The organism is Candidatus Nitrosopumilus koreensis AR1 (assembly GCF_000299365.1).
Taxonomy (GTDB): Archaea; Thermoproteota; Nitrososphaeria; order Nitrososphaerales; family Nitrosopumilaceae; genus Nitrosopumilus; species Nitrosopumilus koreensis.
The window spans coordinates 274,307-297,106 of record NC_018655.1; the positions used below are offsets into that span (position 1 = coordinate 274,307).

29 protein-coding genes and 1 tRNA gene are annotated in these 22,800 nt (G+C 37.4%); 24 read left to right on the plus strand and 6 right to left on the minus strand.

The features are described from left to right. The first annotated feature begins 25 nt into the window (after positions 1-25). The 10 genes from NKOR_RS01605 to NKOR_RS01650 all read left to right on the plus strand — a co-directional run bounded on the left by NKOR_RS01605 (position 26) and on the right by NKOR_RS01650 (position 12,532). Complete coding sequence (locus NKOR_RS01605) at positions 26-277, plus strand: DNA-directed RNA polymerase subunit H (protein WP_014962612.1); 252 nt, start codon at positions 26-28, stop codon at positions 275-277. After that, a complete protein-coding gene (locus NKOR_RS01610; protein ID WP_014962613.1) occupies positions 278-3,625 on the plus strand; it encodes a DNA-directed RNA polymerase subunit B in 3,348 nt (1,115 codons plus the stop codon). Beyond that, a complete protein-coding gene (locus tag NKOR_RS01615; RefSeq protein ID WP_014962614.1) occupies positions 3,625-7,416 on the plus strand; it encodes a DNA-directed RNA polymerase subunit A' in 3,792 nt (1,263 codons plus the stop codon). Before NKOR_RS01610 ends, NKOR_RS01615 begins: the two co-directional genes overlap by 1 nt. 13 nt (positions 7,417-7,429) lie before the next feature. Then, complete coding sequence (locus tag NKOR_RS01620) at positions 7,430-7,657, plus strand: LSM domain-containing protein (RefSeq protein ID WP_014962615.1); 228 nt, start codon at positions 7,430-7,432, stop codon at positions 7,655-7,657. A gap of 41 nt (positions 7,658-7,698) precedes the next feature. Continuing rightward, the gene (locus NKOR_RS01625) at positions 7,699-8,877 is read left to right on the plus strand and encodes a hypothetical protein (protein ID WP_016939553.1); all 1,179 of its coding nucleotides are present in this window, start codon (positions 7,699-7,701) and stop codon (positions 8,875-8,877) included. Between the two features lie 55 nt (positions 8,878-8,932). Further along, complete coding sequence (locus NKOR_RS01630; RefSeq protein WP_016939554.1) at positions 8,933-10,570, plus strand: tetratricopeptide repeat protein; 1,638 nt, start codon at positions 8,933-8,935, stop codon at positions 10,568-10,570. Positions 10,571-10,644: 74 nt separating this feature from the next. Beyond that, positions 10,645-10,968 (plus strand): ribosomal L7Ae/L30e/S12e/Gadd45 family protein, encoded by a 324-nt coding sequence (locus tag NKOR_RS01635; RefSeq protein ID WP_014962618.1) that lies wholly within the window; start codon positions 10,645-10,647, stop codon positions 10,966-10,968. Positions 10,969-11,022: 54 nt separating this feature from the next. Beyond that, on the plus strand, positions 11,023-11,487 hold the full coding sequence (locus tag NKOR_RS01640) for a NusA-like transcription termination signal-binding factor (protein ID WP_026089934.1): 465 nt from the start codon (positions 11,023-11,025) through the stop codon (positions 11,485-11,487). 3 nt (positions 11,488-11,490) lie between these two features. Continuing rightward, positions 11,491-11,928 (plus strand): 30S ribosomal protein S12, encoded by a 438-nt coding sequence (locus NKOR_RS01645; RefSeq protein ID WP_014962620.1) that lies wholly within the window; start codon positions 11,491-11,493, stop codon positions 11,926-11,928. A gap of 4 nt (positions 11,929-11,932) precedes the next feature. Continuing rightward, a complete protein-coding gene (locus NKOR_RS01650) occupies positions 11,933-12,532 on the plus strand; it encodes a 30S ribosomal protein S7 (RefSeq protein ID WP_026089935.1) in 600 nt (199 codons plus the stop codon). 19 nt (positions 12,533-12,551) lie between these two features. On the opposite strand, the gene NKOR_RS01655 is transcribed toward NKOR_RS01650, so the two are convergent. Continuing rightward, a tRNA-Gln gene (locus NKOR_RS01655) sits at positions 12,552-12,642 on the minus strand. Positions 12,643-12,688: 46 nt separating this feature from the next. Then, the gene (locus NKOR_RS01660) at positions 12,689-13,009 is read right to left on the minus strand and encodes a hypothetical protein (protein WP_014962622.1); all 321 of its coding nucleotides are present in this window, start codon (positions 13,007-13,009) and stop codon (positions 12,689-12,691) included. Positions 13,010-13,040: 31 nt separating this feature from the next. Between NKOR_RS01660 and NKOR_RS01665 the strand changes: the two genes are divergently transcribed. Next, on the plus strand, positions 13,041-13,745 hold the full coding sequence (locus tag NKOR_RS01665) for a YkgJ family cysteine cluster protein (RefSeq protein ID WP_014962623.1): 705 nt from the start codon (positions 13,041-13,043) through the stop codon (positions 13,743-13,745). Between the two features lie 14 nt (positions 13,746-13,759). On the opposite strand, the gene NKOR_RS01670 is transcribed toward NKOR_RS01665, so the two are convergent. Continuing rightward, positions 13,760-14,773, minus strand: coding sequence for an NAD(P)/FAD-dependent oxidoreductase (locus NKOR_RS01670; protein ID WP_014962624.1), 1,014 nt, complete (start codon positions 14,771-14,773; stop codon positions 13,760-13,762). 294 nt (positions 14,774-15,067) lie between these two features. Here NKOR_RS01670 and NKOR_RS01675 point away from each other — a divergent pair, with 294 nt between their 5' ends. The 7 genes from NKOR_RS01675 (at position 15,068) to NKOR_RS01705 (ending at position 19,796) form a co-directional block, all read left to right on the plus strand. Then, a complete protein-coding gene (locus NKOR_RS01675) occupies positions 15,068-15,670 on the plus strand; it encodes a nitroreductase family protein (protein WP_014962625.1) in 603 nt (200 codons plus the stop codon). A 159-nt stretch (positions 15,671-15,829) separates the two neighbouring features. Next, positions 15,830-16,075: a hypothetical protein gene (locus NKOR_RS01680; protein ID WP_014962626.1), complete on the plus strand. Its 246-nt coding sequence runs from the start codon at positions 15,830-15,832 to the stop codon at positions 16,073-16,075. Positions 16,076-16,110: 35 nt separating this feature from the next. Beyond that, positions 16,111-16,308 carry a hypothetical protein gene (locus tag NKOR_RS01685; protein ID WP_014962627.1) on the plus strand — a complete coding sequence of 66 codons (198 nt, stop codon included), beginning with the start codon at positions 16,111-16,113 and terminating at the stop codon, positions 16,306-16,308. A 39-nt stretch (positions 16,309-16,347) separates the two neighbouring features. Beyond that, positions 16,348-16,581: a hypothetical protein gene (locus NKOR_RS01690; RefSeq protein WP_014962628.1), complete on the plus strand. Its 234-nt coding sequence runs from the start codon at positions 16,348-16,350 to the stop codon at positions 16,579-16,581. 387 nt (positions 16,582-16,968) lie between these two features. Further along, positions 16,969-17,370: a hypothetical protein gene (locus tag NKOR_RS01695; RefSeq protein ID WP_014962629.1), complete on the plus strand. Its 402-nt coding sequence runs from the start codon at positions 16,969-16,971 to the stop codon at positions 17,368-17,370. Continuing rightward, complete coding sequence (locus tag NKOR_RS01700; RefSeq protein ID WP_238535970.1) at positions 17,352-19,610, plus strand: DEAD/DEAH box helicase; 2,259 nt, start codon at positions 17,352-17,354, stop codon at positions 19,608-19,610. The genes NKOR_RS01695 and NKOR_RS01700 overlap by 19 nt, the downstream gene beginning before the upstream one ends. Before the next feature lie 6 nt (positions 19,611-19,616). Next, positions 19,617-19,796 (plus strand): hypothetical protein, encoded by a 180-nt coding sequence (locus tag NKOR_RS01705; protein ID WP_016939558.1) that lies wholly within the window; start codon positions 19,617-19,619, stop codon positions 19,794-19,796. Positions 19,797-19,812: 16 nt separating this feature from the next. Here the strand turns inward: NKOR_RS01705 and NKOR_RS09840 are convergent, their stop codons facing one another. Beyond that, entirely contained in the window at positions 19,813-19,956 is a 144-nt protein-coding gene (locus NKOR_RS09840) for a hypothetical protein (protein WP_016939878.1), read from the minus strand. Positions 19,957-20,041: 85 nt separating this feature from the next. Here NKOR_RS09840 and NKOR_RS09845 point away from each other — a divergent pair, with 85 nt between their 5' ends. From NKOR_RS09845 to NKOR_RS01720, 4 genes are all read left to right on the plus strand, one after another. Continuing rightward, positions 20,042-20,197 (plus strand): hypothetical protein, encoded by a 156-nt coding sequence (locus NKOR_RS09845; RefSeq protein ID WP_016939559.1) that lies wholly within the window; start codon positions 20,042-20,044, stop codon positions 20,195-20,197. Between the two features lie 162 nt (positions 20,198-20,359). After that, entirely contained in the window at positions 20,360-20,500 is a 141-nt protein-coding gene (locus tag NKOR_RS09850; RefSeq protein WP_187146195.1) for a hypothetical protein, read from the plus strand. 32 nt (positions 20,501-20,532) lie between these two features. Continuing rightward, positions 20,533-20,709, plus strand: coding sequence for a hypothetical protein (locus tag NKOR_RS01715; protein ID WP_016939879.1), 177 nt, complete (start codon positions 20,533-20,535; stop codon positions 20,707-20,709). Positions 20,710-20,751: 42 nt separating this feature from the next. Then, a complete protein-coding gene (locus tag NKOR_RS01720; RefSeq protein ID WP_014962633.1) occupies positions 20,752-20,949 on the plus strand; it encodes a hypothetical protein in 198 nt (65 codons plus the stop codon). Here the strand turns inward: NKOR_RS01720 and NKOR_RS01725 are convergent. After that, positions 20,939-21,127: a hypothetical protein gene (locus tag NKOR_RS01725; protein ID WP_014962634.1), complete on the minus strand. Its 189-nt coding sequence runs from the start codon at positions 21,125-21,127 to the stop codon at positions 20,939-20,941. The two genes, NKOR_RS01720 and NKOR_RS01725, sit on opposite strands and share 11 nt — an antisense overlap. Before the next feature lie 109 nt (positions 21,128-21,236). On the opposite strand from NKOR_RS01725, the gene NKOR_RS01730 reads away from it, so the two are divergent. Then, positions 21,237-21,530 carry a rhodanese-like domain-containing protein gene (locus NKOR_RS01730; protein WP_014962635.1) on the plus strand — a complete coding sequence of 98 codons (294 nt, stop codon included), beginning with the start codon at positions 21,237-21,239 and terminating at the stop codon, positions 21,528-21,530. A 57-nt stretch (positions 21,531-21,587) separates the two neighbouring features. On the opposite strand, the gene NKOR_RS01735 is transcribed toward NKOR_RS01730, so the two are convergent. Then, the gene (locus tag NKOR_RS01735; protein WP_014962636.1) at positions 21,588-22,253 is read right to left on the minus strand and encodes a uracil-DNA glycosylase; all 666 of its coding nucleotides are present in this window, start codon (positions 22,251-22,253) and stop codon (positions 21,588-21,590) included. A 159-nt stretch (positions 22,254-22,412) separates the two neighbouring features. Here NKOR_RS01735 and NKOR_RS01740 point away from each other — a divergent pair, with 159 nt between their 5' ends. Then, positions 22,413-22,799 (plus strand): hypothetical protein, encoded by a 387-nt coding sequence (locus NKOR_RS01740; RefSeq protein ID WP_014962637.1) that lies wholly within the window; start codon positions 22,413-22,415, stop codon positions 22,797-22,799. Position 22,800 lies beyond the last annotated feature (1 nt).

The following is a 22,800-nucleotide window of genomic DNA, read 5'->3' on the forward strand; positions in this document are numbered from 1 at the left end:
AATGTTCTGCGTGGGGGTTTTGTAATTGGCAACTAAGAAAAATCAAATCCTCGTACCTGATCACATCTATGTCCCAAAACATGAAATCATTTCAAAACAAGAAGCTGAAGAAGTTTTAAAAAAATATAATTGCAAACCAACCGAATTACCATTAATCTTTGTAAACGATCCTGCCATTTTGGGACTAGGTGTAAAGCCAGGTGATATGATAAAGATCACTAGAAAAAGTCCAACAGCAGGTGAGAGTCTCTATTATAGATACGTGGTGGAAGTATAGATGGCAGATCCTTCAACAAAACGTTGGCCAGTAATTCAAGATATTCTAAAAAGAGAAGGTGTTGCACGTCAGCACCTAAATTCATTTGATGAATTTTTAGAAAGAGGACTACAAAGTATTATCAACGAAGTTGGACAAATCGATATTGAAAATGCTGAATATCCTTACAAGATTCAATTAGGTAAAGTTAAACTTCAACAACCAAGAATGATGGAACTTGATGGTTCTATCACACACATCACTCCTGCAGAAGCTAGATTGAGAAATGTATCTTATTCAGCACCAGTAATGATGGAAGCAAGTGTTGTAGAAGATGGAAAGATTCTCGAGTCTAGATTTGTCCATATTGGTGATGTTCCGGTTATGGCAAAATCTAATGCATGCATCTTACATAATTTCTCTACACAAAAATTAGTTGAACATGGCGAGGACCCAAATGATCCTGGTGGGTACTTTATTATTAATGGTTCTGAAAGAGTAATTGTTGGACTAGAAGATCTTTCTTACAATAAAATTATAGTTGACAGAGAAACAGTTGGTGGAAATATTGTTCATAAAGCCAAAGTCTATTCTTCAATTGTTGGTTATCGTGCAAAATTAGAACTTGTAATGAAAAGTGATGGATTAATCGTTGCAAGAATTCCAGGTTCTCCAGTTGATATACCTGTAGTTACTTTGATGCGAGCACTTGGATTAGAATCTGACAGAGAGATTGCAGCAGCAGTTTCTTTGGTAGATGAACTTCAAGATGAATTAGAAGGCTCTTTTGAAAAAGCAGGCGATGTTCCAACTGCAAAAGATGCAATTGTTTACATCAGTAAGAGGATTGCTCCTGGAATGCTTGAAGAATTCCAGATTAAACGTGCAGAAACTTTACTTGATTGGGGTCTGTTACCTCACTTGGGAAAACATCCTGAAAATAGAAAAGAAAAGGCACAATTTTTGGGAGAGGCAGCTTGTAAATTATTAGAACTAAAACTTGGTTGGATTAAACCTGATGACAAAGATCATTATGGAAATAAAGTCATCAAATTTGCCGGACAGATGCTTGCAGATTTGTTTAGAACTGCATTTAGAAATCTTGTCCGTGACATGAAATATCAGCTAGAGCGCTCTGGTCAAAAACGTGGAATCAATGCAGTTGCTGCTGCAATCCGTCCTGGAATTATTACTGATAAACTAAACAATGCAATTGCTACTGGAAACTGGGGTAGAGGAAGAGTGGGTGTTACTCAACTACTTGATAGAACTAACTATCTTTCAACAATCAGTCACCTTAGAAGAATCCAATCACCACTTAGCAGAACACAGCCAAACTTTGAAGCAAGGGACTTGCATGCAACACACTTTGGAAGAATTTGTCCTAGTGAAACTCCTGAAGGCTCTAACTGTGGTCTTGTAAAAAACCTGGCATTATCTGGAATCATCTCTGTAAACGTACCCTCTGAAGAAATTGTGGAAAAACTCTATGATCTTGGAACTGTTCACTTTTTTGATGCAAAAGAAGATTTGAAAAAAGACGGAACTAGAATTTTTGTAGATGGAAAATTAATTGGCTACTACAAAGACGGTGAACAACTAGCAGAATCTCTCAGAGATTTGAGAAGAAATTCAAAGATTCACCCACACGTTGGTGTGTCATTTCATAAATCTGAGATTGAAGGTTCTACAAGAAGATTGTATGTTAATTGTAATGCAGGACGTGTTCTAAGACCACTCATTATCATCAAAGATAACAAACCATTACTTACTGCTGATTTACTAGATAAAATTTCAAAGAAACTCATCTCTTGGACTGATCTTTTGAGAATGGGAGTACTTGAAATGATTGATGCAAATGAAGAAGAGAATTGTTATGTTACATTAGATGAAAAAGACACAAAGAAACACACACACCTTGAAGTTTTCCCACCCGCAATTCTTGGTGCAGGTGCTTCAATCATTCCATATCCTGAACACAACCAGTCTCCAAGAAACACATACGAGTCTGCAATGGCAAAACAGAGTTTGGGATTCTCAACACCAATGATGAATACTAGTACATATGTTAGACAACACTTTATGCTATATCCTCAAGTTCCAATTGTTAATACAAAAGCAATGAAACTTTTGGGATTAGAAGACAGACCAGCAGGTCAGAACTGTGTAGTTGCAGTATTGCCATTTGATGGTTACAATATTGAGGATGCAATTGTTCTTAGCAAAGCCTCTGTTGACAGAGGACTTGGAAGGACATTCTTCTATAGAATTTATGATGCTGAAGCAAAACAATATCCTGGTGGAATGCGTGATGCATTTGAAATTCCAAACGCTGAGGACAATATACGAGGCTACAAGGGAGAACGTGCCTATAGACTATTAGAAGAAGATGGTGTTGTTGCAGCAGAAGCTCCAGTAAAAGGTGGGGATATCCTCATTGGAAAAACTAGCCCTCCAAGGTTCATGGAAGAATACCGAGAGTTTGAATCCTCTGGTCCTTACAGAAGAGACACATCAATTGGTGTCAGACCTTCAGAGACTGGTGTTGTTGATACTGTAGTTATGACTCAATCAAATGAAGGTGGAAAAATGTACAAGATTAGAGCAAGAGATATGAGAATTCCAGAGATTGGTGACAAGTTTGCATCACGACATGGACAAAAAGGAATTTTAGGAATTTTAGCTAAAGCAGAAGATTTGCCATATACTGCAAGTGGAATGTCTCCTGATGTTTTGATTAACCCACATGCATTCCCATCTAGAATGACAGTTGGCATGATGATGGAGTCTATCTGTGGAAAATCTGCCGCATTACGTGGAAAGAGATTTGATGGTTCTGCATTTGTTGGAGAAAAGATGGATGAGGTAAGAGAAGTAATGGATGCACATGGTTTTGAATATTCTGGTAAAGAAATAATGTATGATGGAAGAACTGGAAAATCATTTCCTGTTGAAGTCTTTATTGGAGTTGTATATTATCAGAAACTGCACCACATGGTTGCAGACAAGATTCATGCAAGAGCACGTGGACAAGTTCAGATGTTAACTAAACAACCAACTGAAGGAAGAGCAAGAGGCGGTGGTCTTAGATTCGGTGAAATGGAGAGAGACTGTTTGATTGCATATGGTGCTTCTATGATTCTTAAAGACAGATTGCTTGATGAATCTGATAAATCTGATATCTTTGTATGTGAGAGATGTGGTCTTGTTGCTTATCATGATGTTAAACAAAGAAAATATGTCTGCAGAGTATGTGGTGATAAGGCCAAGGTCTCATCAGTTTCAGTTGCATATGCATTCAAATTACTCTTACAAGAGATGCAGAGTCTCAATGTTGCACCACGATTGTTAATCAAGGAGAAACTATAATGTCCATTCAAGCAGTAAAAGCAATTGACGGAATCAGATTCTCTGTCTGGTCTCCAACTGAAATCAGAAAATATTCTGTTGCAGAAATCACTGCTCCAGAAACTTATGATGAAGATGGAATGCCTGTTCAAGGAGGTTTGATGGATGGTAGATTGGGAACCCTTGAACCTGGACAAAAATGTCTTACATGTGGAAACACTGCAGCAAGATGTCCTGGACACTTTGGACACTTGGAATTAGCAGAGCCAGTTTTACACATTGCATTTATTGATAATATCTACAAATTGTTACAATCAACTTGTCGTTCTTGTGCAAGACTCAAAGTTCCACAAGAAGACTTGGATGTCTTTAAAACAATCAAAGACAAACATGCAGCTTATACTGTAATTTCACAAAAACGCATTCCAGAACAAATCATTGAAAAAGCAAAGAAAGCAAAGGAGTGTCCTCATTGTGGTAAAACACAATACGAACTAATCTTTACAAAACCAACTATCTTTGTAGAAAAAACCGAAATTGGAGAACACAGATTACTTCCAATTACAATTAGAGAAAGATTCTCACAAATACTTGATGAAGATTTAGAACTTTTATCATATGACCCAATAACTGCAAGACCTGAATGGTTTGTATTACAAGCATTTCCTGTTCCTCCTGTAACTGTCAGACCTTCAATCATTTTGGAAACTGGAATTAGATCAGAAGATGACTTGACTCACAAGATGGTAGATATCATCAGAGTCAATCAAAGACTAAAAGAAAGTAAAGATGCAGGAACTCCTCCATTAATTGTTCAAGATTTGGTAGACTTGTTACAGTATCATACAACAACATATTTTGATAATGAAGTATCTGGAATTCCACAAGCTCATCATCGTTCTGGACGTCCTCTCAAAACATTAACTCAACGACTTAAAGGAAAAGAGGGAAGATTCAGAGGATCACTATCTGGAAAGAGAGTTGACTTTTCAAGCAGAACTGTAATTTCTCCTGATCCTAACTTGGACTTGAGTGAAGTAGGTGTTCCCGAAGTAGTTGCCATGAAACTTACAATTCCTGAAATTGTCACAGAATGGAACATTGAAAGAATGAGAAAACTCGTAATTAACGGACCTGAGAAATTCCCAGGAGTTAACTATATTGTCAGACCAGATGGCGTAAAGATTAGACTTGATTTTGTAGAGGATCGTTCTACAATTGCTGAAACACTTGAGATTGGTTACTTGGTAGAAAGACATCTTGCAGACGGTGATATTGTCATGTTTAACAGACAACCATCACTTCACCAGATGTCAATCATGGCACACTATGTACGTGTACTTCCAGGAAAGACATTCAGACTACATCCATCAGTTTGTCCACCATACAACGCAGACTTTGATGGTGATGAGATGAACCTTCACGTTCCTCAAAGTGAAGAAGCAAGAGCAGAAGCAATTCTCTTAATGAGAGTTCAAGATCAATTAATCTCTCCTAGGTACGGTGGACCAATCATTGGTGCACTAAGAGACTTTGTAACTGGTGCATACCTTCTAACTAAAGATGATACTACATTATCTATTCAAGAATTCTCAAATCTTGCAATGCTTGGTGGTTATACAGATCCACTACCAAAACCTGCAACTAAAACTAAAGACGGTCCAGCTTACACTGGAAAACAACTCTTCTCACTGTTCTTACCAAAAGACTTCAACTATGTCATTACATCAAAATGGTCAAAGGGAACAAAAGGAAAACCAAAGGATGTTGTAATCAAAAACGGTGAACTGATCAGTGGTGTTATTGACAAATCTTCAATTGGTGCAGAAGAACCAGAAAGTGTACTTCACAGAATTGCCAAAGACTATGGTAATGCAGTAGGAAAAACTTTCCTTAACTCTATTCTCATTATGGTAAAACAATTCATCACTCACTATGGATTTAGTTATGGTTATGGTGACCTTATTGTACCTGACAAAGATAAACAACAGATTCTTGATGACATTCAAGAAACTTATGATATTGTAGATGATTTGACTGATCAATTCAACAAAGGTACATTGAAACTAACAAGAGGTATGAGACCTGAAGAAGCACTAGAGGCATACATTGTAAACGAGTTAGGTAAAGCCAGGGACAAAGCAGGCTCTACTGCAAACGACTGTCTTCCAGCAGATAATGCCGGAAAAATTATGGCTACAACTGGTGCTAGAGGTTCATCACTTAACGTCGGTCAAATGGCAGGTGCACTTGGACAACAGTCAAGAAGAGGTAACAGACTTCATGACGGTTACAACAACAGAGCCTTGACACACTATCAAGAACATGATAATAATCCTGATGCACACGGATTTGTAAAATCCAATTACAGAGAGGGACTATCTGCCCTTGAATTCTTCTTCCATGCAATGGGAGGTCGTGAAGGACTGGTAGACACTGCAGTTAGAACACAACAAAGTGGTTACATGCAGCGTAGATTGATCAATGCATTAGAACACATTAGATTAGAATATGATGGAACAGTAAGAGATCCACACGGACACATCGTTCAATTCCTTTATGGTGAGGATGGAATTGATGTGCAAAAAAGTGATCATGGTGAGGCATTTAATCCAAGTAGATTAGTTGAATCTCAAACAATTATTGATTCTGGTAAAAAGGCAACAAAAGAAGAGATTGAAACTTTGGCAAAGAAATACACAAAGACGTTTAATCCAAGATTAACAACTCTTGTAACTGATGCACTACTAGAATCTGGACTAAGTAAAGATGGTATTGAAACCGTATGTAAAAAAGGACTGTTACTTTACAACAAAGCAAAAGTGGAACCAGGACAAGCAGTCGGAATCATCACTGCACAATCTATTGGTGAACCCGGTACTCAAATGACACTAAGAACATTCCACTTTGCAGGAATTAAAGAAAGAAACGTTACATTGGGTCTTCCAAGATTAATTGAACTTGTTGATGCAAGAAAGAAACCCGTAACCCCAACTATGGACATCTATCTTGATGAGGAATCAAAGAAATCAAGAGAAAAGGCAATTGATGTGGCAAGAAATGTTTTGCAAACCAAAGTCAGTGCATTGATTGCAGATAGTGAAACTGATTATGCAACTGAAATTAAATTAGTTCTTAGTGAAAACAGACTCAAAGAGAGAGGTTGCTCAATTGCTGAAGTTGAGGCAGCATTATCTTCAAACAAGAAATTCAAACTAGAGACAACTGGTGAATTAATTACTCTAAAACTAGTTGAAGAATCTGATACTGCTACAGCAATTGCAATCAGAAACAAGGTTCTCAATACTACTGTTAAAGGTGTACCTGACATTGAACGTGTAACACTTGTCCAAAAAGATGACGAGTGGGTAATCCAGACAACTGGTTCTAATGTTGCAAAGGTCTTAGAGGTAAAAGGAATCGATAAGAAAAATGTTAGGACAAACAACGTCTTTGAAATTGCCGGAACGCTTGGAATAGAGGCTGCAAGAAATTCATTAATCAATGAACTTAACAGCACACTAGAAGATCAGGGACTTGAAGTAGACAATAGATACATTATGTTAGTTGCTGATTTGATGTGTTCACGTGGTTATATGCAACAAATCGGAAGACACGGAATTGCTGGAACCAAAGACAGTGTCTTGGCAAGAGCCGCATTTGAGATTACTGTTCCAACAATTGCACATGCTGCACTTGGAGGAGAAATTGAACAACTCAAAGGTATTACTGAGAACGTAATTGTTGGAAGTAACATTCCAATTGGAAGTGGTACAGTTGATTTGTACATGCAAGTAAGCAAGAAGAAATAACTGGATGATAATTATGGCAGATGAAATCTCAACATTAATGGCAAACTCCAAAGACAAAGTTGTATTGCTTCGATTACGAAACAACAAGACCATTCAAGGAGTACTGCAAGACTTTGACATCCACATGAATCTTACACTAGAAAATGCTGAAGATGTTTCTGAAGAAAAACCTGATCCTCTGGGCAAAGTACTGCTTCGTGGAGATAATATTTTGGCAATATCTTTGCCTGACGAAGAATAAGCCTAACAACCCATAAATCCTAAACTGTTTTATGAACAGTATTGCTTGATTTTTTGTTTTTGATTTTTATTCTGCCATTTGCTGCAGCTCAAGAGATTCCAGACTATGAAAACCCATATGCTCCTATATTTTTTGACAGACCCATCTACTCTTGGACTGATAAAATCAAAATCCAAATAATTGCCCCTAGCTGGAATACTGACAACGATTTGATTGATTCAATTGGAGGTAACAGTGATAACCCAATAAAAATTTCCACGCGAAGTCATTCACTGGAATCTTACAGACTCACTGAGACAGATGTCTCCAGTGGGATATTTGCAGGTGAGGTGATTCTTACTGGATTTTTACATGACGCAGACGGTGATGGTAACTATGATACAACTCCTAGAACTGCAGGTAGTGGTCCTACAAGTGGGTTTTTGGAAGTTGAAAGAGACTCTGCAGTTACCGTATCCTTTGAATTTGCCGACGGTGTGGTGTTATCTGAATCAGTCCCAATATCTTGGAATCTTGGGTCAGTTGAATTTACAAATGATATCTTCTTTCCTGAAGACTCTGTGACAGTTAGAGTGATTGATCCTGACATGAATCTCAACCCCGAAGCAATTGATCAAATTACTCTTGAGGTTTTTTCAGACTCTGATGTAGGCGGAATTACTGCAAACGCAATAGAGACATCTGAGGCCTCTGGCTCTTTTACTGCTACAATATCTTTGACTAAAAACTCTGCATCTAGTGGAAACAGGCTGTATGCAATTCCTGGTGATGAGATTACTGCAAAATACAATGATCATACTTTGCCAAAACCTTATTCAGAATCTGATAACTTGGAAATCCGAGATAGTTCTAGATTAGAGTCGCCTGTTCCTCCAACCCAACGGCTGCAAAATACTGCAATCAATATTTCTAATAGTTTTGGAAAAACCATGCAATCCATATCTTCAAATCAACAAATACAGATTGTTGGAAGCATATCAAACATGCAAGAATATGATCAAACGTTTGTTTACCTATTTCAAGTAAAGAACTCTCAAGATTCTGTGGAATCGCTTTCTTGGATTCAGGGGCAGTTGTCATCCGGACAAAACCTTGATGTATCTCAATCATGGATCCCAAAAAGATCTGGAAACTACACCATTGAGACATTTGTTTGGACCTCATTGAATGACCCAATGGTATTGTCAAATGCTATGATGAGATCAATTTCAGTGACATGAAAAGTATCAATCATACGTGATTATTAAATAGAAAATTACATGTTTTTTTGTTGTGATGCGCATTATCCTAGGGATAACTCTAGTGCTAGCAACATTTGCTCCGCTTACATTCTCTGATATCTTTGCTGATTCATTTAATGTGAGTTTTGACAAGGATAGTTATCATACTGGTGATGCACTTGTCATATCAGGTCAGATAATTGATTTTGGGATGCCCATCATTGCAATGAGTGTATTTGATCCTACCGGACAAATTCTTTCTGCAAATAACTTGGAACTTTCATCAGATGGCAGCTTCTCAAAAACCATTTCACTATATTCTCCGTTTTATGAAATCACTGGGAAATATCTCGTAAAACTTGACTATGGTAAAGTTACTGAAGAGCATACCTTTGTCATAGAGGGTGATGTAGTAGAACCAGAAACTGCACCACAAGAGGATGTAGTGCCTGAAATCACATCTCTATATACTGAAAAAGATCATTATTTTGATAATGACACAATCCAAATTTTTGGTTCTGTGTCATCTTTGGACTCTCCTACAGTTCTAATTGGTATTCATGATCCATTTGGTTCTCCTGCTGGATTTTATTTTGGAAACATAAACAATAACTTGGAATTTTCTACAAGCTTTCTTGTTAAGGACGGTGTAAATTTTAAATCTGAAGGAACTTACTCAATTAAAGCTCATTATGCAGAGACAACTACAGAACATTTTTTTGAATACTCTGCAAATCCTCCTGTTTCAGAAGAACCTGTTGAAGATACCGCTGAGGAAACAACAGAAACAGTTGAAGAAACAGTTGAAGAAACAATTGAAGAAACAATTAAAGAAACAGTAGCAACAACTGAAACAGAAACAGTTGAAGAAACAGTTGAAGAAACAGTTGAAGAAACAATTGAACCAACTAAAACAGTAAAAACAACTGAACAAACTGAAGAAACAATTGAACCTGTTGATGATGTGATTGATGAAATAGTTTCTCAAAAAGAAACAGTAACAAATGATGATGGAGAAACTAAAACAAAAATTGTTTCAAAAGAAACAACAAAAAATAATGCTCCAAAAGATAACATTCTAAAAAATAAAGAATATGATAATCTATCTGTTGAGGATATTGAACTTGGAAAATTACTAAATCAAATTAATCTAAAATGTGATACTAGTACTTTTGTTGATACTATCTCTTATTATGACGGAATGGGACCTGCACTTTACAGATTATGTCAGTTTAATGATTCATTGGAATTTTTTAACAAATCTTTAATTGAAAATCCTGATGATGTAGAAATTCTTGTAAACAAAGGCTCTACATTAGGAAAGATTGGATATGTCTCAGAAGCAATAGCATATTATGATCATGCTATTGCCCTTGACCCTAATTACTTGCCTGCCAAAAATAACAAGGCAAACGCCTTGGCAAATCTTGGAAATCTAGATGAAGCAATTTTACTTTACAATGAAATCCTTGACTATAATCCAAATTATTACACTGCAAGAACAAATCTTGATACTGCATTATCCTTCAAATACGAAAATTCAGAATCATCAGAAGTGATTAATGTATCTGAATATGAAATTCAAAATTCATTTAACGAAAAATCTTCATTTGAAAATACAAAAGAAAAACCATCTAACATTTTTGAAGAATTAACTCGCGTCTTTTCATCTTTGTTTGGATTTGCTGAATGATCTTTCTTTTTTGTGTGCGTAATTTTTCCATAAACCTATAAAGCCCTGTTGAGACGATGCTGATAAGGAAAAACATGAGTAAGATACTTGAGAAATCTTTGAAAGATGCCCACAAAGAAGGCAAGTTAACAATGGGTACTAAACAAGTTTTAAACTCTGTAAAAAATTCCAAGCTAATTGTATTGTCTCAATCTGTAGGAAAAGAAACAGTTGAGCAAATTGAATCAGATGCAAAAAAAGAAAAAATACCTTTAGTAAACTTTCAAGGAACTTCAGTCGCATTGGGCAAATTATGTGGCTTGCAATTTAGAATTTCAACAATTTCATTTACATCAATCGATGACGCAAACATCAAATCAATTTTAAAAGATACAGAAGCTGAGGAAAAAAATGATTAGATATACTATTGAAAGTTTAAATGAGACATTTTTTGTTTGGAGGCATTAACAATTATGACACAATCAATCAAACTAACAACGGATCAAATGCGTATGATGTCTTTGTTCCAAAATGTTACTGGTGCAACAGCACGTGATTGTGTCGAAGATGAAAAACAAGATAGAGTAATTTTTGTAGTTAACACAGGAAAGATGGGACTTGCAATTGGTAAAGGTGGCATGCATATCAAATCATTACAGAACATTGTAAAGAGAAATGTTGAACTAGTTGAATTTGACGATGATCCGGCAAAATTTTTGTCTAATTTGCTTAATTCTAAACTGGTATCTGAAGTAAAAATAAATACACGAACAGATGGGACAAAACAGGCAATCGTTATGGTAGACCCAAGAAAGAAAGGAATTGTTGTAGGAAGAGAGGGCAGAAATGCTGAGAAGGCAAGAATGCTTGCAAAACGATATTTTGATATTACTAGTGTCTTGATTAACAGTCCTGAAAGACAAACTATGGAGATGTAAAATATGAGAAAATCACCACTTGGATTATTTGCAGGCAGAGTTCTAACTGCCAAAAAGAAAAGGCAGAGATGGGCTATCTCTACTTACAAAAGGAGAGAATTAGGTATTGATAAAAAAGCAGACCCACTTGGTGGTGCTCCCCAAGCAAGAGGAATTGTTTTAGAAAAAGTTGGAGTTGCAGCAAAACAGCCAAACTCTGCAATTAGAAAATGTGTTCGTGTTCAATTAATTAAAAATGGTAAATCAGTTACCGCATTCTTGCCAAGAGATGGTGCAATGAACTTTATTGATGAACACGACGAAGTTCACATTCAAGGAATGGGTGCAACTCAAGGTGGTGCAATGGGTGATATTCCTGGTGTTAGATTCAAAGTATTCAAAGTAAACGGAACTTCTCTTCATGAACTAGTTATTGGAAAGAAGGAGAAACCAAGGAGATAGAAACATGGCACAAACAAAAAACTTGTTATTATTTAGAAAATGGGATTTATCTGATATTGAAGTCAAAGACCCAGGTCTTAAAACTGCAATCTCTCTGAAAAAACAAATCTTACCATACACCTTTGGTCGTTCTGCACTCAAAAGATTCAACAAAGCAGATGTCAATATTGTCGAGAGACTAATCAACAAGACAATGCATTTTGGTAAAAAATATGCAAAGAACACCGGTAGAATGACTGGAAAGAAAACCAAAGTTCTCAATACCGTTAGAACTGCATTTACAATTATTGAACTAAAAACTGGCAAAAACCCAGTGGAAGTGCTAGTTAGAGCAGTTGAAAACTCAGCTCCTAATGAAGACACAACCAGAATTGTATACGGTGGTACTGTTTATCACGTATCAGTTGATGTTGCACCAATCAGACGAGTTGACTTGGCTTTGAGATTCATTGCTGATGCAATCAAGGAATCAACATTTTCAAATCCAAAACCAATAGAAGAGCATATGGCAGAACACCTAATCTTGGCTGCAGAAAATGATCCTAACGCTCCTTCTGTAAAGAAGAAGAATGAGCTAGAAAGAATCGCACAAGCATCAAGATAGAACTTTTAGAATATTCCAGTAGCCCGAGGCAGATTCGAACTGCCGTCTCCGCCTATATCCACTTTGTGAGATCCAGAGGGCAGAATCCTTGACCGCTAGACTATCGGGCTACTTGAAAGAAATTTTGAATGTTTAGAATATAATCATTTGTTGTAATCATTTTAGTCTAACTTCTCTGATTGCAGTTGCATAATCGCACTCTGCTCTTAATCTCATGTAGGGAATTAACTTGTAGTGTATTGAATACAGTGTTCCTTCTTTGAGTAGAATTCCTTTTTGTTGTAGTGATGCAAGTCCTCTTGATGGAATGTTAATTGAGATATTGTATTGTTGACAAATCTTATCGCGTTTGTCTTGAAATTGTTTTAGAGTAAATGAAACATCATTTAATTCTAAAATCAAGGGCCAAATAATTTCTGCCCAGACAAATCTCCTGTTCTCAGTAGCGGAAGCATACTTGCCTTTTTCACTCAACATTAATAACATCTGCAAATGATGTTATAACTTATTGTCCCAAAAGGAGATTGAAGAGTCATTAGATTTACTACAAAAAGATTGGGATGTAGACCCAATACTCCGAAACTTTATGCTAGGAAAAATTACTGATGTATCTGATAGGCCAATCAAAGTAAAAGATGTGGTTTTTCATGTTCCATATCTTAATTCTGAAAAAAAATTCATCTTGTGGAAATGTTTCTGGCCTGACTGCCACAACTGTTGTGACAGACAAGGTAGACTGCCACTAACTTCAGATGACTTGATTACCATTGGAAAGGGCCTCAAATACCAAAAACCCTCAGAATTTATCAAAAACGAAACACTAACTGTTACTTATTCTGAACCAGGACCATCTGGACAGATGACTACAATGACTACCATTAACCTCAAAAGAAAAAAAGATGAGACAGAAGCAGATGATGGAACGCACATCTCATGCAGATTTCTAGATGATGAGGGTGGTTGTTCCATGCATCCAGACAGACCTGGTGTGTGTTACCTGTATCCGTTTTCTAGCTGGCTTGAAAACGAGAAAGGAAAGCCACGTGTTCATGCAACATACCAATTTACTGGTGATTGTCCTGGATTTTATCTGGCTGAAGATCTAGAACCAATGAAAGAAGAGTTTAAGGAATATTCCAAGATAATATATGATTACAATATGGCATCAAATAGGACAAACCGCGAAGGATTTGGCTCTGTTAGTTTTGGGTAGATCTTTTTAGAAAATTATGCTTTAGCCACTTTCATCAAGTCAGCTATCTTGATATCCATTCCAAATCTGTCTTCATTCTTTTTCATGTATCGAAATATTGCCAAAAAGTCTGGAAGTGCCTTAAAGAAATTGAAATCCTTGTGAATTTTTGCTCGGACAAAATTAAACACTTTGGCATAGACCTTGTAGTGTTTCTCAACTGCCTTTTCATATGCCTTAAAGTCATGCATGTTATCTAGGAAAATCTCAACGCATTGCATTGATGGAATAATTCCCTCTCCTAACAATGCATAAACTGTTCCAATGGATTCTCCAACACCTACAACTTTTCCTGAATAGTATGGCTTGCATCTATCCGGTGTTGCTAATCTGATTGGTCTTCCCTTTGTCTTGAGAACTTTACCTCCGTGCTTTTTTAGAAAATCATCAGTTGCCTTGATGTGCTGTTTATTGTAATCCCCTGCTCCAATGTGGGCCCACTTTTCTCCCAATGGAAAATACCAGAAATATCCTGACATGCCAGGAAATGGTTCAATGTAAAAGTCATCATATGGAACTCCATTTTCATATTCTACTTTGTACTCGTATGTTGGCAAAAAGAAATCTTCCTTTAATTTTGGCAAGTATACTCTGTGAAATCCAGTACAATCAACTATCATGTCGTACTCTTTTTCTAATTCCTCAAGAGTTGGTGGTTTACCGTAGATAACTTTGGAATCTTTAATGAAATCTTTGATGAGTCCAAGCTTGTCATATGTACATAGTCCTTTCAGACCAATGTCAAACTTTATGTCATTATTCATCTTGACATGCATATTTTTCCCATCATGGATTAGAAAATCATTAAAATCCCTGCCAGTCTTTTTGCAGAATTCAGTTAGGATTGGTTTGATTGTCCCCCAAGCGCAAATAGAATCGTGCCTTTCTTTTGGGTTTAACTCGTACCCTGTTACATCATGTTCAGAGTCTTTGAGTCTGGCCATAAGATAGGAACCTGCTACTCCCATTCCCATTACTGCAATCTTCAATAATCTGTGAATCTCTGTGGTGTAATAAATAGACTGTCTGAATTTGTCCTAGATTGCCACTAGTAGAAATTATTCGTACCGGTTAAATATCAAATTCACTTAACAGGTTTAAGAAAAGACAAGTCTGTCGTCTGAATCAAACGTTTCAGGCCTTAAGATGAAATCACTGTCATCAGAGGACTCGCGTTTCTGATCTTAAGTGATTAGAGATGTCATCAAGACACATTTGGTCTTGATCTTAATCTCGATTGTCTTTTCGTTTAATTTATTTTGGATTGATCTTGGGGTTACTCCATGGATGTCTTTGAAGCAATATCTACTCGACGTGCAATCAAAAAATTTGATCCAAACTACAAGATGAGTTCTGAAGATGTCACAAGACTCATGGAACATGTGATATTGTCTCCGACAAGCTACAACCAGCAAAACTGGAGATTTGTCTATGTCACTGATCAAGATGTAAAGGAGAAGATTTCAGTTGCCTCTCGTGGACAAGCTCAGCCAAAAGACGGCTCGCTTGTGATTGTCTTGTGTGGTGATATGACTGCATGGAAGACTGAGCCATTGCGTTACTGGAAGAATCATCCAACAGAAAAACAAGAATATGTAAAAGCTGCACTTGAGAGAAAGTACTCATCTGATCCTCATGCAGAACGTGATGAGGCAATTCGTTCTTGTGGCATGGCAGCTCAAACTATAATGCTTGCTGCAAGAGACATGGGACTCGACTCTTGTCCAATGGTGGGATTTGAGTATGATGAGCTAGCTCAAATCATCAAGCTACCGGAGAACCATCTGATCGTAATGATGGTAGTAGTTGGTAAACGTGCAGAAGATGCAGCAGAGCGTGGCGGTCAATTGCCTTTGGATGAAGTTGCATTTGAGAACTCTTTTTAGAATTATTAATTGGAATGCGTGTTAAACCTAAATTCTGTGATGACTTAGAATTCTTGTGAGTTACAGAACTGCAGTTTTTTCTAAAAAAGAACTTGGAATAATACTTGGAGCATCTATTGTTGTATCTATTGCATTGTATGTGGCATATACTGTAGGGCGATGAGACCTATAATTCCCTTAATCATAGTATTTGTTGTTGCAATAACTGTTGGAATGCTTGGTGTGTCAAACTATGATGCATATGTTGCAGAACGTGATCAGAGAAATCTACAACTTGCAGTTGAGGATTGCAAGAATCTGTTTGTACAGGGAACAGAACAAGAAGAATGCATTACAAAATCACTTGATGCATTTGGAACAGACTATCAAAAGGCACAGTGGCAAAACAGAGACCTTTCTCCATAAACTCTTAATTTGATAATTTTCAAATGAATTGTAATTTGTTTTTTGAAAAAGATGTGGCAGCACTCAAGGATGCCTTGGATGAAACTGATGCCAGAATAAAAAAACTCGAAGAGCATATGGAATCTGAAAAAAAGAAACTTGGAGATACAAACTCTGAAACATTGCATAGATTGGAAAGAAACTTGGATAATTTGCGCAAAAAACGTACTCTCATCCTATCTGAACTAGAATAATCCAATACGCTTAATTTGAGAAATATTTTACCATCAAGCATGCCTTTGTTTTGCAAGCAATGTAATGAGAGACGTTATCCTCAGTATAGCGAATTAGACAAGGGAACTTTGTGGCTATGCAACAAGTGTCAAAACTATACTGATAGTGAGGATGTGATAATTCGTGAGCAGACAGAGCAAGAGAGGGCAGATATCCAGGCTAAATCTGAAGAATTTGAGAGAACCTCAAACTTTCCTGCAGAAAAACTATCTAGAAGAAAGGGCGTAAATTAAAAAAAAGAAAAAAAGTTTAGAGTTCTATGACTGAACCCGCTGAGATTGTAAATTTCTGATTCTGTTCTTCACCGTGCACGTCATACCAAGCGATGTTGAGGTTCACCTTGTTTCTGAGTGCAGATTCTACTGTAATGCAACTTGCTTGTCTTAATCTGTCTTGAATTGGTTTTTCTACATTTTCTATAATTGGTTCTATGTTTGTTTTCTCATGTGTGATTTCTAGTAGTATGGATTTAGCATCAAGAGTGAAAATTAATTTTTGATCGCATGATCTATTTTGACAAACCTCCGATTCTACATCTGTCTTTGAATCAAAATTGATCCCGTGTTAGCTCTAAAGTTATCATATGTTCATTAATGGTATGTTCATTCCCAAACATATTCATGAAATTCTGCTCAAACTGTGACACAAAGCTTACGCAAAACTTTGAAGACGTTGGCGGCCCTGGGATTTGTCCAAAATGCAATCCTGAGATGGTTACTCCAAGACGACCAACCTATGGGATGAACTATTCGGGAAAGACAAAACCCTGCTCCAAGGGATGCGGAGCTGAAATCTACTGGGATGAAGAGTTCAAGTCTGATAGCGGAAAGTTCATTCCAATTGATTCACGAACTGACGAGCCGCACAGATGTGATGGCCCTGCAGAATCTGAATATTTTCCAGACGAGGTAAAACAGATTGCAAAGAAAAAGAGGCTTCTCCAAAACCTGTCATTCCCATCTCCGATGAGATTCTTTATGATGTCTCAAAAATCCCAAAATCTTTGGTCGATGATGACTTGATTGTTCATGAACTGGTTCAGGGCCACAAGGAAGAGTCCCTGGGGATTGTTCACTATGAGAATATGGTCTCATCTGAGCCTGAAAAGGTACCTGTTGAGAGCCTAAGTGATGTGTTGTCTGAAAACATCCTCAAGGGAATTGGCAAGTATGGCTTTACTGGGCTGCTGCCATTCCAAGAAGAATCTGTCCGTCTGATTCTGGATGGAAAAAACTCCATCATCTCTGCTCCAACTGGTTCGGGAAAGACTGAGGCTTTTAGCATTCCAATACTAGAAAAGATCTCGCAAGAAAAAAAACCTGGGGTCTTTGCTCTTTTTGTATATCCGTTAAATGCACTAATTGATGACCAAGTATCAAAAATCTCAAAACTAATTGAAAACTGCGGACTAAAAGAAACGGTTGGTGTTTATTCAATTCATGGCGGCCAGAGCTCCGAATACAAGGACATGATAATTGCAGATGCTGCAAAAAAATCCCTAATCATTGCAACAAACTTTGATTTTATCAACTATCATTTAATCTTGCAAGACAAAAAATGGAACGAGCTATTCAAGAGCGCAAAAATAATCGTAATGGATGAGGCCCATTCCTATACTAGCTTTCATGGCTCAAACGTGTATCACGTGTTGCAAAGAATGAAGAGATACATGGGAAAAGTACAGTATGTCGGCTCTTCAGCTACGCTGGATAACTCTAGGGAATTTTTCTCAAACATGTTTGACTTGCCGCAAGAATCATTTTCTTACGTCAAAAGCAACACTGGGCGAAAAAGAAACATGCACATGTTCTTTGTCATGCCGCGCAAATTCGGACAGAGAAGTACAATGGAGATGCTAGCATCAATATGTTACAAGAACCACTCTACGCAACTTATCTTTAGTAACTCTCACAATGACGCAGAGTTTCTTGCATCAAACGTAGAGTCTGCAAATGATGGTATTAGAATCCAGATTCACCGTGGAGGCCTTGATCAAAACAATCGAAAACTCTACGAATCTCAGATGAAGGCAGGCGAGCTTGACGCCCTGTCCTGCACACCTACACTAGAGCTTGGAATCGATATAGGACATGTTGATGTGGTTATTTCTGCATTCAAAAACGAGTACGATTCATTTGTGCAGAGAATTGGGCGTGCAGGAAGAATGGGGCAAAAGTCGTATGCAATCTGCGTGCTTGACCCTGATGATGCTGCATGCCACTATTTTGCGCGTCACATCGACCAGTACCTCTCACAGGACCACATCATTCCAATCAACAAGAAAAACTCCATAATTTCAGACAAGCATGCTGAATCAGCAGAGATTGAAGCAGAAGCTGCAGAAACAACAGACAAGTCCCAGTTCTTTGACTTTGCTGGAAGCGTAAATCTTCGCGGGGCATCAGGCGAGATTGCAATATACCTCAACTCAAAGAAGATTGGAACCCGCGGTGTTCCTGTCGGGTATTATCAGTTGCATCAAAATGCAATCTACCATTTCAACAAGCAAAACTATGAGGTGATCTCCTTGCGAAAGTCACAAAACGGCGCAAGGGCATACCTGAGGAGGTCTTATGAAAACCAGAAAAGAACAATCCCAATTGTTAGGACATCAATCTTGCAGACGTCTGAGAGAAACGCTGCACACAAGGACATCTCAGTTAAGGGCAGAAAACTATCCTTGCGCTATGGGATAATTGAGCTTAGCAGAACCATCACAGGATACCTAAAGGGAAACTATAATGATTCTGCTGAAAACTTTCAGACCTTTAATGGAAGTAACGTTCCGTCTTGGAGGAACTTTAACTGGAAGTCAAAGCACTCGTCTGTAAGCATTGTTGTTCCTCCTGAATTTGTAACAAAGTCTTCTGATTCAAAGAGCCAGATTGCAACTGACTCTAGGATACATACAATCTGTCATGTTTTGATTAACGCTGCAAAAATTATCACAAAGTCTGAATCAAATGACATTGATGTGTACTATGAGAACGGAGTGATCTATCTTTATGACAATTCGTCTGACGGCTTTAATGGATGCAGCAAGATAATCTATGAAGATTTTGAGAAGGTGCTTGAGACTTGCAATTCATTGCTTTCAGATTGTGACTGTCCCGTTGATCCCACGCAGAAAAAGGCAGTAGCAGAGGGCGAAAAGTGGGGAGGGTGTCCAAAGTGCACGTTTACCAACAACTACTGCCAGACAAAAAACAAGGAACTATCAAAAAAGGATGCAATAGATTTTTTTGTACTGTTTTGTAGGTGATCAGTAATGGGATTCAAGGACCTGTTTGTTGGCGGTAATGAAGGAAACGTTCCAATCAAGGTAAAATGTACTGGGTGCCAGAGAATCACAGTAGTAAAAATTCCAGCTGACAAGGACTTTGCAAAGTGGAATGAAAAGGCAAAGTGCGGTCAGTGCGGCGCTTCAAGCTGCTGGGAAAAAGTTTGATTTTTGTGTGGACTAGCTAGTCTAGAGGCAATCTTCTAAACTTTTCAGACAGCCTGTCTAACACCTTAGCATCCTGTTTGTTATCAGATGGGGCAAATTTCTTTTTAAGACCTGAAATCGTATCTTCAAAAATTTTTCTTTTTTCTTTTTTTGTGAACATACTATAGTTAGCAGTTCATCGTATTTAACAAGGACAAACACCTCTTGCCCAACATGCTTAAGTTTGTCATTTTTTGATATAATTCATGGCAAAACTATCAGACAAACAGCGCGAATCACAACAAGACAGACGACTGAAAAAACTAGAAAACCGTGCAAACAAGGACGACAAGGAGATGGCAAAACTCAAGAGAAAAATCATTGCCTTGGAAAAGCAAGTTAAGAGTCTGAAAAAGAGATGAATCTTGTGAGTGACTTTGGATAAAGAAAGACTGCGAGTAAAAAGTGGCAGAAGCAAGGGCTGCAAGGACTGCCTTTCTCACAGATGCATCCCAAACAGTTGCATGTGTGATTGCCACAGATAATTTCAATATCCTTAAGTTTGAAATTGTTGTGTATCATTTATGGACTGTCTTAGATGTGACGGAAAGGGAAAAGTTCGCAACGAGTTTGGAATGTGGGAAAAATGCGAGTCCTGCCAGAAAAAGGAGATGACATTTGAGAAAATAAATGCTGAACCTGATTCCAGTGAGGAAGGACTCTAAATTCTTAAATTGATAATTTGCCTGCTCTAGTTATGAGCGATTTTGATTCAGACAGATATGAGACTGTAACTGTTGCATCCAAGGTTCGAGAGGGAGTATTTCATAAAGTGATTAAAGACCTGGAAACAGGAAAGGCAGTATCATGTTCTTGCAAGTGTTGGAGCAAGGGAAACAAACACTGTGCTGCAATGAGAAGTATCGGGGTTTAGATTAAACAACGCTTAATTTTGTACGTTGCCTTTCTAGGTGTGATGGATAATTTGGAGAATGCTCGACATGATCACCAGAAAAACAAGTCTGATATTGTAAATCTGGTAAAGCAGATGTTTGCACAAGACAAGTGGGGGGATGAAGAGTACAGACAAGCTCTAGAAGAACTGGTAAGAAAGGATACTGAGCTTGTTGCAGAAGTTACCCGAATAATCAAAGAACAACACTCTAAGAATTGATGAACACCTTGGAGTTTGATACTGTCATCATTGTGACTGTGTCTAGTGGAAGGTTTTCTTTTTCTGCAGTATCTTGAAGTTCTTTGTGATGGGTATTTTCTAGATGCTCTAGGAACTCTTGCTCTGTGATGTTGTTTTGTTTGTAGTCGCATTTAGAGAATACACAGTTAAAGTTCATTGATTTTAGTTATCTTGCTATCTTTTTTGTTTTTTTGAAATTACAGATTGTGATGCGTACATGTATCCATTTGGATATGACATAAATTACAAAAAATTGTACTCTCTTTATGGCTGAAAAAATTACCGCAGAAGACCTGCGTTCACAAAAGGACAATTACGTCATAATTGATGTAAGGGAATCTGATGAGCTTGAATCCGGCAAAATTGAAGACTCTGTTCACATGCCTTTGGGCCTTGCAATAAGAAATGCAAAGAAAAAGCAAATCGAAGACCTTAGGGAAAAAAAGATCTGCACTTATTGTGGAACAGGGTATAGAGGAAACATTGCAGCTGATGAGCTTGCAAAAGAAGGATTTGATGCAGTTACACTTGATGGCGGATACCCATCATGGAACAACTAACTCTTTTTTTATTTTATTTAGGAAAACAGCCTGTTTGATTTAATCTGCATTTCAATACTAGTTTGCAGCAAGCTTTTTTGCCTTTTTGAACACTGCAAGCCAATCCTTCCAGAGCAACCTTCCTGTCTGGGTATTCTGTTTTGATGGGTGGTAAGACGTGATTACTTTGATGTAATCGTATTGGAATGTCTTGTTGTGCCCAAACTTTTCTGGTTTAACTTGAAGTAATTTACAGGTAGCATCATATGCTATCTTTCCGAGGCAAAGAATGGTTGTAACATTTTGCAGTATCTGAAATTCTTGTTCTAAGAATCCATGACAGTTTTGCATCTCTTCTTTTGTTGGCTTGTTTTGTGGCGGTGCACATCTTACTGCAGCAGTAATGAATGCATTGGTAAGAGTTAGTCCGTCATTACTGGTCTGAGAGGTTGGAATATTTGCAAACCCTGTCTTATGCATTGCTTTTGCAAGCCAGTCCCCTGATGAATCACCTGTAAACATTCTTCCTGTTCTGTTTCCTCCATGAGCTGCAGGAGCCAAGCCTACAATTAGCAGCTTAGCTTTAACATCTCCAAATCCTGATAATGGCAATCCGTAGTAATTTTCATCTTTGAATCTTCTAACTTTGTCTTTAGCAACTTGTCTGATGTATGTAGATAGTCGTGGACATTTTTGACATGATTTGATCTTTTTGTTAAGTGATTGGATAGTTGGTTTTTTCACACTAGTTGTATGTCAAGCTAAAATTTCAATCTATAACTATGCAGAACTATGCAGTTTTTTTAAAATTTTGCAACGTAGTATAAAAGAACTATTGAAAATATCTCGACCTAACCGCGAGAAAAAATTAGTTCTCTTTACCTTGTATGCTGTATCTCTAATATGGCACAAATCCAAAAAATGGGAGGTCCATACACAAAGAAGGAACAAGAGATTCGAAAAAACAAAGTCTTTGAACTGCATTTTGAGAAAGGACATTCTGCAGTGCAAATTGCAAAAATGCTTGATGTCAACAGAAACACAATCAACAAAGACATTGAATCTTGGTATTTAGAAATACATGATGACCAATCAAATACCAACAAAAATTGGTTTGATAAACAACTGCTAAGATTAGAGTCGCAACGTGCTAGATTGCAAGAATGTCTTGTAGATGGACTATCCTCCAAAGAACGATTGCAGATTGAAAAGAGTATTACTCATATTGATTTGAGTATTGCATCTTTGATCGTAAAAATTGAGACGTCTAAAAAATACAAAAACCTGTAAT